At 64.0% G+C, this 9,867-nt stretch carries 10 protein-coding genes and 1 tRNA gene; 5 read left to right on the top strand and 6 right to left on the bottom strand.

The annotated features are described in order from the left end of the window. Position 1 precedes the first annotated feature (1 nt). The 6 genes from AC1Q5S_RS12905 to folC form a co-directional block, all read right to left on the bottom strand. Positions 2-77: transfer RNA gene (locus AC1Q5S_RS12905), tRNA-Ala, on the bottom strand. A gap of 66 nt (positions 78-143) precedes the next feature. After that, a complete protein-coding gene (gltX, locus tag AC1Q5S_RS12900) occupies positions 144-1,559 on the bottom strand; it encodes a glutamate--tRNA ligase (protein ID WP_492238954.1) in 1,416 nt (471 codons plus the stop codon). A 97-nt stretch (positions 1,560-1,656) separates the two neighbouring features. Next, positions 1,657-3,162: an amidophosphoribosyltransferase gene (purF, locus tag AC1Q5S_RS12895; RefSeq protein WP_303835962.1), complete on the bottom strand. Its 1,506-nt coding sequence runs from the start codon at positions 3,160-3,162 to the stop codon at positions 1,657-1,659. A 73-nt stretch (positions 3,163-3,235) separates the two neighbouring features. Next, positions 3,236-3,724: a CvpA family protein gene (locus AC1Q5S_RS12890; RefSeq protein ID WP_092696732.1), complete on the bottom strand. Its 489-nt coding sequence runs from the start codon at positions 3,722-3,724 to the stop codon at positions 3,236-3,238. Between the two features lie 27 nt (positions 3,725-3,751). Continuing rightward, positions 3,752-4,591, bottom strand: a complete 840-nt coding sequence (locus AC1Q5S_RS12885) for an SPOR domain-containing protein (RefSeq protein WP_303835960.1) — start codon at positions 4,589-4,591, stop codon at positions 3,752-3,754. Between the two features lie 22 nt (positions 4,592-4,613). After that, positions 4,614-5,939: a bifunctional tetrahydrofolate synthase/dihydrofolate synthase gene (gene folC / locus AC1Q5S_RS12880; RefSeq protein ID WP_492238953.1), complete on the bottom strand. Its 1,326-nt coding sequence runs from the start codon at positions 5,937-5,939 to the stop codon at positions 4,614-4,616. A 199-nt stretch (positions 5,940-6,138) separates the two neighbouring features. On the opposite strand from folC, the gene AC1Q5S_RS12875 reads away from it, so the two are divergent. From AC1Q5S_RS12875 to AC1Q5S_RS12855, 5 genes are all read left to right on the top strand, one after another. After that, positions 6,139-6,537: an arsenate reductase gene (locus tag AC1Q5S_RS12875; protein ID WP_422204324.1), complete on the top strand. Its 399-nt coding sequence runs from the start codon at positions 6,139-6,141 to the stop codon at positions 6,535-6,537. A gap of 123 nt (positions 6,538-6,660) precedes the next feature. Then, on the top strand, positions 6,661-7,329 hold the full coding sequence (locus AC1Q5S_RS12870; protein ID WP_303835956.1) for a glycine zipper 2TM domain-containing protein: 669 nt from the start codon (positions 6,661-6,663) through the stop codon (positions 7,327-7,329). Between the two features lie 141 nt (positions 7,330-7,470). Beyond that, positions 7,471-7,788, top strand: a complete 318-nt coding sequence (ppnP, locus tag AC1Q5S_RS12865) for a pyrimidine/purine nucleoside phosphorylase (protein ID WP_026437616.1) — start codon at positions 7,471-7,473, stop codon at positions 7,786-7,788. Between the two features lie 76 nt (positions 7,789-7,864). Continuing rightward, on the top strand, positions 7,865-9,208 hold the full coding sequence (gene argG, locus AC1Q5S_RS12860) for an argininosuccinate synthase (RefSeq protein WP_303835954.1): 1,344 nt from the start codon (positions 7,865-7,867) through the stop codon (positions 9,206-9,208). Positions 9,209-9,400: 192 nt separating this feature from the next. Next, positions 9,401-9,766 carry an SPW repeat protein gene (locus AC1Q5S_RS12855; protein WP_303835953.1) on the top strand — a complete coding sequence of 122 codons (366 nt, stop codon included), beginning with the start codon at positions 9,401-9,403 and terminating at the stop codon, positions 9,764-9,766. The last annotated feature ends 101 nt before the right edge of the window (positions 9,767-9,867 follow it).

The following is a 9,867-nucleotide window of genomic DNA, read 5'->3' as shown; positions in this document are numbered from 1 at the left end:
TTGGTGGAGGTAAACGGGATCGAACCGATGACCTCTTGCATGCCATGCAAGCGCTCTCCCAGCTGAGCTATACCCCCACTTTGATGGCATCGATCACACTGCAACCGTTGTCATCATCTGAGCCTTGAATTATAGACAGATTTTTAGCGGTTTCGCAAACGCGCTACAACTTTTTCACGTCCGACCAGTTCCAGCACGGCATCGACCGAAGGAGTGTGGGCCGTGCCCACGGCCAGAACCCGCACCGGCATGGCCAGCTGGGGCATCTTGAGTCCGTGTGCCGCCAGCACCTGCTTGAACGCCGCGCTGATGGATGCCTTGTCCCATGCGCAAGCGGACAACGCATCGGCCAGCGCATTCAGGGCAGGGGCAATGGCATCGGTCACATGCTGGGTGCGCTCTGCCTCCACGGGCAACACGGCACCATAGAACACAAAAGCCCAGTCTGCAAGGGCCACCGTGGTATCGCAGCGGTCCTTGAACAGCGCGCAGATGCGGGGCAGTCGCCCATCGGCCAGATCGGCGGCGGCAATACCGCGCTTTTCCAGCTGGGGGGCCACCAGGGCCGCCAGTGCGTCATCGGCCATGGCTTTCAGGTGCTGTGCATTCACCCAGCGCAGCTTGGCTTCATCAAACTGCGCGGCGCTGCGCCCCAGATGGTCGAGATTGAACCACTGCAGGAACTGCTCGCGGCTGAAGATCTCGTCATCGCCATGGCTCCATCCCAGGCGTGCCAGGTAATTGACCATGGCATCGGGCAGGTAGCCCTCGTCGCGGTATTGCGTGACGGGCTTGGCGCCGTTGCGCTTGCTCATCTTCTCGCCCTGCTCATTGAGCACGGTGGGCAGGTGGGCATAGACCGGCGGTTCCTTGCCCAGGGCGCGGAAGATGTTGATCTGGCGCGGCGTGTTGTTCACATGGTCGTCACCCCGGATCACATGGGTGATGGCCATGTCGATGTCGTCCACCACCACGCAGAAGTTGTAGGTGGGCGTGCCATCCGGGCGAGCAATCACCAGATCGTCCAGTTCGTCGTTGCGGATCTCGATGCGGCCCTTGACCTTGTCTTCCCAAGCCACCACGCCGCCTTGCGGGTTCTTGAAGCGCAAAACGGGCTGCACGCCTTCCGGCACGGGCGGCAGGTTTTTGCCCGCCTCCGGACGCCAGGTACCGTCATAGCGGGGTTTTTCCTTGGCGGCCATCTGCTTTTCGCGCAAGGCATCGAGCTCGGCCACGCTCATGTAGCAAGGGTACACATGGCCGGTGGCCTGCAGCTGGGCCAGCACTTCCTTGTAGCGGTCCATGCGTTGCATCTGGTAGAACGGACCTTCATCGTGGTCCAGCCCCAGCCAGGCCATGCCTTCAATGATCACATCCACCGCAGCCTGGCTGGAACGCTCCAGGTCCGTGTCTTCGATGCGCAGGATGAAATCGCCGCCCGTGGCGCGGGCAAATGCCCAGGGGTAGAGCGCCGAGCGGATGTTGCCCAGGTGAATGAAGCCGGTAGGCGATGGTGCGAAACGGGTGCGCACATGCACGGGAGAATTCTGTTCAGTCATTGCATTCAGGCCGGCCGCATCGGGCCGGCATCGTTGTCTTGGTCGGCAAGAGGGGCAGAAGCCGGCCGCCCACGGGCCCGCCCCTGCGGCATCACGCTCAGGCGAGCTGCGCGTTGGGCAGTGCCAGGCGGGAAGTGTCTTCTTCCCCCTCTTCCACGCCCACGCGGCCTTCGTTGAGGCGCGCGATATCGTCGGCGGTGATGTCACCGGTGACATACACACCGTCGAAACAGGAGGCATCAAACTCGGTGATGGCGGGGTTCAGGGCGCCAACGGCCCGTTTCATGCCTTCCACATCCTGGTAAATCAGCGCATCGCAGCCAATGGCCTGGCGCACCTCTTCCACCGTGCGGTCATGGGCGACCAGCTCGCTGCTGGTGGGCATGTCAATACCGTACACATTGGGGTAGCGCACCGGCGGCGCAGCGCTGGCCAGGTACACCTTGCGGGCACCGGCGTCGCGTGCCATCTGCACGATTTCGCGCGAGGTCGTGCCGCGCACGATGGAGTCGTCCACCAGCAGCACGTTGCGGCCCTTGAATTCGCTGCCGATCACATTGAGCTTCTGGCGCACGGACTTCTTGCGCACGCCCTGCCCCGGCATGATGAAGGTGCGACCCACGTAGCGGTTCTTGACGAAACCCTCGCGGTACGGAATGCCCAGCAGATGCGCCAGCTGGGTTGCGCTGGGGCGGCTCGACTCGGGGATGGGGATGATCACATCGATCTCGTTCGGCGGCACGGTGGAGACCACCCGCTTGGCGAGCGTCTCGCCAAGATTGAGCCGCGCCTGGTAGACCGAAATGCCATCGAGCACCGAATCAGGCCTTGCCAGATAGACAAACTCGAAGATGCAGGGGTTCAGCTGTGGATTTTCGGCGCACTGGCGCGCATGCACCTGGCCATCGAGCGTGATGAAGATGGCTTCGCCCGGGTCGATGTTGCGTTCGAAGACATGCGACGTTCCCTCCAGTGCCACCGACTCGCTGCCCACCATCACGGTGCCATCCTGGCTGCGCCCCATGGCCAGGGGGCGGATACCGTGGGGATCGCGGAAAGCCAGCAAACCATGGCCGGCAATCAGGGCAATGACGGCATACGAGCCCTTGATGCGCTTGTGCACCGCACGCACTGCCGTAAAAACATCCTCGGGCTGCAGCGGCACACCGCGGGTGGCGCGCTCAAGCTCGTGGGCAAACACGTTGAGCAGCACTTCCGAGTCACTGTCGGTGTTGGTATGCCGGTGATCGGTCTGGAAGAGCTCGGTGCGCAGGGACAGCGCATTGGTCAGGTTGCCGTTGTGCACCAGCACGATGCCAAACGGCGCGTTCACATAAAACGGCTGCGCCTCTTCTTCACTGAAGGCATTGCCCGCCGTGGGGTAGCGCACCTGGCCCAGCCCCACATTGCCCGGCAAGGCCCGCATGTTGCGCGTGCGAAACACATCGCGCACCATGCCCTTGGCCTTGTGCATGAAGAATTTGCGGCCCTGCTGGGTCACGATGCCCGCAGCATCCTGGCCCCGGTGCTGCAGCAGCAGCAAGGCGTCATAGATCAGCTGGTTGACGGGCGCTGTGCTGACGACGCCGACGATTCCACACATAGTTCGATTCCATCCATTTGCGGGAAAAGCCCCGCGCCAATTTTCTCGGCAGCAGCTGGTGGCCGCTACCCTGTCAGGAAGGCAGATGCCTTCCGAATTCTTCGGGCAATGCGGGTTTCAGGCTCTTGAGCAAGCCACCCAGCACCGGTGCGCTGTGCGACTCCTGCCACCAGGCCGCCTCCTGCAGGGGCGTCAAGCCCACCACCACCGTCACCACGAGCAGCAGGACGAGGCCCCGCACCACGCCAAACATGGCCCCCAGCGTTCTGTCCGCGGGACGCAACCCCATGGCTTCCACCAGTTTCTTGGCCAGCCAGGCCAGAAAGCCGCAGGCAAACACCGCACCGACAAAGACCACGATGAAGCCCGCCGCATAGCGCAGTGCTCCATCGGAATCGCCCAGAGGCAGCACCGACGCCATGTCGGAGGCAAACCACTGGGCGACAAAAAATGACGCCACCCAGCCGGCCACGGACAACACCTCGAAGACCAAACCCCGCCAGGCGCCGATCACCATCGAGGCCAGCAAAATTGCCGCAAAAATCCAGTCCAGCGATGCCATGGTGTGCAATGGCGCAGCCCACCGCGGCTACAGCGTCAGAACCGAGGCGGTCAACCCCAGTTCCTTGATGCGGCTGGCGGCCTTGTCGGCCTCGGCCCGGCTGGCCAGCGGCCCCACGCGCACGCGCACGCGCCTGCCATCCTTGGTATCCACCACCTGGGTATAGGTTTTGAGCCCGGCCCGCTCCAGCTTAGAGCGCGCCTCGCGGGCCTTGTCGGCATCGGCAAAAGCGCCCACCTGAACGATGAACCGGCCGTCCTCAGCCTGTGCGCTGGGTGCGGGCTGTGTCGTGCGCCCTTCCAGCAAGGCCCGTGCCCGCACCGACTCATCGGCCGCTGCCGGCTTGTGCTCGGGGGCTGGTGGCTTGGGATCGGGCTTGGGTTTGGGCTCCGGCTTTGGTTCGGGCGCTACCGCAGGCTTTGGCCTGGCCTCGGGTTTGGCAACGGCCTTTGCCGCCGCAGGCTCCTCCGATGCCGGTTTGACAGCGCGGCTGCTGGCCACCAGTTCCTCGCCATCGCTCAGGCCCGCACCAGCAGCGCTGCGCTCCGGCGGCGATGGCACGGCCGGCGCGGCTGCGGACCGCGCTGCAGGCGCATCGGATTTGGCGGCGGGCACCACCAGCGGCGCCACCTTGTTGCGGTCGGGGATTTCAATCGGAATGTCCACCGCAATGGGGCGCGGCTGCGTGTCAAACAGCAGGGGAAATCCCACGACGCCAAGCAAAACCAGCACCGCAGCGCCAATCAGACGATGCCGCGCGCGCCGGCGCATGACTTCGATGCTTTCGCCCTGGGCCGAACGGGAGCGCTTGGCCGGCTTGTCAGCCTGCTCACTCTGACCGGGCCAACGAAACTTGAAAAATGCCATGGAGTAGGGACTCGTGCGGAGCTTAAGCGTCCAGATGTTTGGCATGCAGGCGGGGGATGCCATCGATCAGCACACCACCCACCGTGTAAAACGAGCCAAAGACCACGATTCTATCAGCGGGGTCTGCCGCGGCCACCGCCGCCTGCAGGGCCTGCTGGGGATCGGCGTGGACGCTGGTGCCCACCTGCCGTCGCCCGCCGGACACCATCTGCAGCGCATTCCATTTCTGCTGCAGGACAGCGCCGGTTTCGGCGCGTGGCGTGGGCAGATCGGTGAAATACCAGTGGTCCACCAGTGGCCCCACCTTGGCCAGCATGGGGGCAAGGTCCTTGTCAGCCATGGCACCAAACACAGCGTGCGTGACCGGGAAATAGCCCATGGCATCCAGGTTGGCCGTGAGCGCCGCCACCGAATGCGGGTTGTGGGCCACATCCAGCACCAGGGTGGGCTGGCCCGGCACGATCTGGAAACGGCCGGGCAGCTCGACCAGCGCCAGCCCGTTGCGCACGGCCTGCGCCGTCACGGGCAGGCGTGTGCGCAGCGCTTCGAATACCGCCAGCACGCCCGAAGCGTTGACCAGCTGGTTGGCCCCGCGCAGCGCCGGATAGGCCAGCCCCGCATAACGGCGCCCGCGCCCGGCCCAGCTCCATTGCTGCTTGTCGCCCGAAAAATTGAAATCATGGCCAAACCGCCAGAGGTCGGCGCCGATTTCGCGCGCATGGTCGATCACGCTCTGCGGCGCCATGGGGTCGCTCACCACCACCGGGCGGCCCGTGCGCATGATGCCGGCCTTTTCCCGGCCGATGCTCTCGCGGTCGGGGCCCAGGTATTCGGTGTGGTCGATGTCGATGCTGGTGATGATGGCGCAGTCGGCATCGATCACGTTGGTGGCGTCCAGCCGGCCGCCCAGCCCCACCTCCAGAATGGCGACATCCAGCAGCGAGTGGCTCAGCAGCCGCAGGATGGCCAGGGTGGTGAACTCAAAATAGGTCAGCGAAACATCGTTGCCGTTTTGGGTTCTTGCGCTTTCCACGGCTTCGAAGTGCGCTATCAGATCAGAAGCATTCACGGCCTCGCCATGCACCCGGCAGCGTTCTTCGAAATGCACCAGGTGCGGCGAGGTGTACACCCCGGTGCGAAAACCGGCCTGCTGGGCCACGGCCTCCAGCATGGCGCAGGTGGAGCCCTTGCCATTGGTGCCGGCCACGGTGATCACCGGGCAGTCAAAACGCAGATTCATGCGGGTGGCCACTTCACGGACCCGCTCCAGGCCCATGTCGATGTTCTGAGGGTGCAGGCGCTCGCAATGGCTGAGCCAGCCTTCCAGGGTGTGGATTTTGGTGTGCATACACCGCGAATTGTCGCCGAGGGCGCAGCTTGGGATGACCTGCATGACCCTCGCGCGTCGGTGGTAGTGCGGATCGGGATGGGCCACAAGGCGTCTTTTCTTGCCAATAGCTCGGCTATTGGCAAGAAAAGCAACGCAGTGGACCGCCCGAGGCCGCGCTATCACAGACCGCAGGGAGTTATGCAGGTCATCCCTTGGCATGATGGCGGCCATGAAGACACCTCACATCACTCTGTACGGCATCCCCAACTGCGACACGGTCAAGAAGGCGCGCGCCTGGTTCACCGGGCAGGGGCTGGAATACAGCTTCCACGATTTCAAGAAACAAGGCGTTCCGGCGGCACGCCTGTCCGACTGGCTGGCCGCCGTGGGCTGGCAAAAGCTGGTGAACCGGCAGGGAACCACCTGGCGCAAGCTGGACCCTGGCGCCCAGGCAGCCGTGCACGACGATGCCAGCGCCAGCCAGCTGGTGCTGGCGCAGCCCAGCGCCATCAAGCGCCCGGTGGTGGAGTGGCGCCAGGGCGGGCACACCACCGTCACGGTCGGCTTTGATGCAGGGCGGTGGCAGGAATTGCTGGCAGAACCGTCCGGGGACTGAACCGTCGAACCACCGCACGGATCTTTACGCAGATTTACGCGGCCCGGCCGCCGGATGGACGCGGTCTGCCGCAACTTTTTCCCGGTCTGGTGCGTTATGTATCGAACTGTCAGGAGCTTCGTCATGCAAAAGATTGCCGTATTTTCCATCCTGGTCGCCGTGGCCACCGCTGCGGCGGCACAGGAACAAGGCCGCGTGCTGTCGGCCACCCCCGTGGTGCAACAGGTGGGTGCTCCGCGGCAGGTGTGCGGCAACGAAACCGTGTACAGCGGCTCGCGCAACTCGGGCGCGGGCGCCCTGCTGGGCGCGATTGCCGGTGGTGCGGCCGGCAATGCCGTGGGCCACGGCGGCGGGCGCGCGGCAGCCACCGCCCTGGGGATCGTCGGCGGCGCCATGCTGGGCAACCAGGTCGAAGGCAGCGGCCAGCCCCAGTACCAGAACGTGCAGCGCTGCACCACCGAAACGTATTACGAGAACCGCACCGTGGGCTATGACGTGGTGTATGAATATGCCGGGCGCCAGTACAGCACCCGCACCCAGACCGATCCGGGGGGCTGGATCCCCATCAGTGTCCAGCCGTTGACGGGCAACCAGGGACAGATCTACTCCACCCAGCCCGATCCCTACGGGCCGCAGGGCGTGTATGCGCAGCCGGGCATGGTCACATCCACCTACCAGGTCCAACCCAGCTACCCGGCCCCGCCCACCTATGTGAATCCACCCGTGACGGTGATCGAGTACGGCTATGGCCGCCCCTACTACCCGTCCCACCGCAACCCCTACTGGCGCTGAACCGCATCGCGCCCTGCGGCAACAGAGCCCCTGCACGGGGCTCTTTTTTTTGCCCGGCCCGCCCTGCGCAAGGCAGGCATCTCGTCCATGCCCGCCCCTGTCCTAAAATCCCGGGTTTCCTTCCTTCTACCCGCGCATCCAATGACCACCGAAAAAATCGACGGCGTGTCCGTCACGACCCAAGCCAGTGTGTATTTCGACGGCAAGTGCGTGAGCCATGGCATCACGTTCCCCGACGGCACGAAGAAGTCAGTGGGCGTGATCCTGCCCGCCACGCTGACCTTCAACACCGGCGCGCCCGAGATCATGGAAGGCGTGGGCGGCTCCTGCGAATACAGGCTCGACGGTACGGACACCTGGGTGAAGTCGGGCGCGGGCGAACGATTCAGCGTGCCCGGCAACTCGAAGTTCGACATCCGCGTGACCGAGGCCTACCACTACATCTGCCACTTCGGTTGATATTGATTCGGTACCTTTTTGGCCTCTGGCGCTTATTTAATAAGCGTTACAAGCTATCATTTTTGAGAGATATTCCATGGCAACCATCCTCCAGAACCTGCCCCTCGGCCAGAAGGTCGGCATCGCCTTCTCCGGCGGTCTCGACACCAGCGCGGCCCTGCGCTGGATGAAGAACAAGGGCGCCCTGCCCTACGCCTACACGGCCAACCTGGGCCAGCCCGACGAGCCCGATTACGACGCCATTCCGCGCAAGGCCATGGAATACGGCGCCGAGGCCGCACGCCTGATCGACTGCCGCACGCAACTGGCCCACGAAGGCATTGCCGCGCTGCAGGCCGGCGCCTTCCACATCAGCACCGCGGGCGTGACCTACTTCAACACCACGCCGCTGGGCCGCGCCGTCACCGGCACCATGCTGGTGTCGGCCATGAAGGAGGACGATGTCCACATCTGGGGCGACGGCTCCACCTTCAAGGGCAACGACATCGAGCGCTTTTACCGCTACGGCCTGCTCACCAACCCCTCGCTGCGCATCTACAAGCCCTGGCTGGACCAGCAGTTCATCGACGAACTGGGCGGCCGCGCCGAGATGTCGGCCTTCATGACCAAGGAAGGTTTCGGCTATAAGATGAGCGCCGAGAAGGCCTACAGCACCGACAGCAACATGCTGGGCGCCACGCACGAGGCCAAGGACCTGGAGTTCCTGAACAGCGGCATCAAGATCGTGAACCCCATCATGGGCGTGGCGTTCTGGAAGGACGATGTCGTGGTGAAGGCCGAGGAAGTGTCGGTCACCTTCCACGAAGGCCAGCCCGTGGCCCTGAACGGCAAGGAATACACCGACCCGGTCGAGCTGATCCTCGAAGCCAACCGCATCGGCGGCCGCCACGGCCTTGGCATGAGCGACCAGATCGAAAACCGCATCATCGAGGCCAAGAGCCGCGGCATCTACGAAGCGCCCGGCCTGGCGCTGCTGCACATCGCCTACGAGCGCCTGGTGACCGGCATCCACAACGAAGACACCATCGAGCAGTACCGCATGAACGGCCTGAAACTCGGCCGCCTGCTCTACCAGGGCCGCTGGTTCGACCCCCAGGCCATCATGCTGCGCGAGACCGCCCAGCGTTGGGTGGCGCGCGCCATCACCGGCACCGTCACGCTGGAGCTGCGCCGCGGCAACGACTATTCGCTGCTCAACACCGAGAGTCCCAACCTCACCTACGCACCCGAGCGCCTGTCGATGGAAAAGGTGGAAGACGCGCCGTTCTCGCCGCTCGACCGCATCGGTCAGCTGACCATGCGCAACCTCGACATCGTGGACACGCGCGCCAAGCTCATGACCTACGCCCAATCGGGCCTGCTGACGCTGGGCCAGGGTTCACCGCTGCCTCAGCTGAGCGACGAAAGCCCTCAAAAATAAAAACTGGCTTTGACGCTTGCCGCATCAACGCAGGCAGCTATAAAAAACAGGGTAACCGCCCCGCCATCAGGCCGGGCGGTTTTTCATGGGCGCGCACAGCAACCGTTGCATCCCCACCAAGGAACCTCCCGTCCCGCCAGGCACTCTAATGCATTGCCGCCGGACTGATTTGCGGCGGCAGGAGGAACAGCCATGAAGCAAGTGAAACACTGGCAAGACCCTGCCAATGCGTTGATAGGTGCCTGGTTTGCGCTTTCGCCTTGGGTGCTGCGCTATCAGGATCAGTTGACGCCTACTGCCAACGGCGTGGTCGTCGGCCTGCTGCTGATCGCCGCCGCGCTGGGCGCAACGCTTGTGCCGCGGGCTTGGGAGGAGTGGACCGAGGGCGTGCTGGGACTGTGGATGATCGCTTCGCCTTGGGTGCTGGGCTTTGGAACGCTCATGGACGCGACACGCAATGCCACCTTCTCCGGCATCGTTGTGCTCGGATTTTCCCTGTGGGTGCTGACGACCGACAAGGACTATATCGCCTGGTGGCATAACCGCACGGCGCACTGAAATGCGCACCATGAAAAACCGCTCTCGGGCCAATGCCAGTCAGTTAAGACGGCAGCTTGCCCCGGGCAGGTAAAAAGGGAGCATGTTCTTCATGCTCCCTT

Source organism: Acidovorax sp. GW835-FHT14B10 (assembly GCF_058793725.1).
Note: the sequence above shows the minus strand (reverse complement) of the source record. Positions and strands in the feature narration are given on the sequence as shown.

Bases quoted from the DNA above. Each gene is read 5' to 3' on its own strand.
- argG (WP_303835954.1), top strand. From the start codon at position 7,865: ATGGCAACCATCCTCCAGAACCTGCCCCTCGGCCAGAAGGTCGGCATC.
- AC1Q5S_RS12885 (WP_303835960.1), bottom strand. From the start codon at position 4,591: ATGGCATTTTTCAAGTTTCGTTGGCCCGGTCAGAGTGAGCAGGCTGAC.
- AC1Q5S_RS12875 (WP_422204324.1), top strand. From the start codon at position 6,139: ATGATGGCGGCCATGAAGACACCTCACATCACTCTGTACGGCATCCCC.
- gltX (WP_492238954.1), bottom strand. From the start codon at position 1,559: ATGACTGAACAGAATTCTCCCGTGCATGTGCGCACCCGTTTCGCACCA.
- ppnP (WP_026437616.1), top strand. From the start codon at position 7,471: ATGACCACCGAAAAAATCGACGGCGTGTCCGTCACGACCCAAGCCAGT.
- AC1Q5S_RS12855 (WP_303835953.1), top strand. From the start codon at position 9,401: ATGAAGCAAGTGAAACACTGGCAAGACCCTGCCAATGCGTTGATAGGT.
- AC1Q5S_RS12890 (WP_092696732.1), bottom strand. From the start codon at position 3,724: ATGGCATCGCTGGACTGGATTTTTGCGGCAATTTTGCTGGCCTCGATG.
- purF (WP_303835962.1), bottom strand. From the start codon at position 3,162: ATGTGTGGAATCGTCGGCGTCGTCAGCACAGCGCCCGTCAACCAGCTG.
- AC1Q5S_RS12870 (WP_303835956.1), top strand. From the start codon at position 6,661: ATGCAAAAGATTGCCGTATTTTCCATCCTGGTCGCCGTGGCCACCGCT.
- folC (WP_492238953.1), bottom strand. From the start codon at position 5,939: ATGCACACCAAAATCCACACCCTGGAAGGCTGGCTCAGCCATTGCGAG.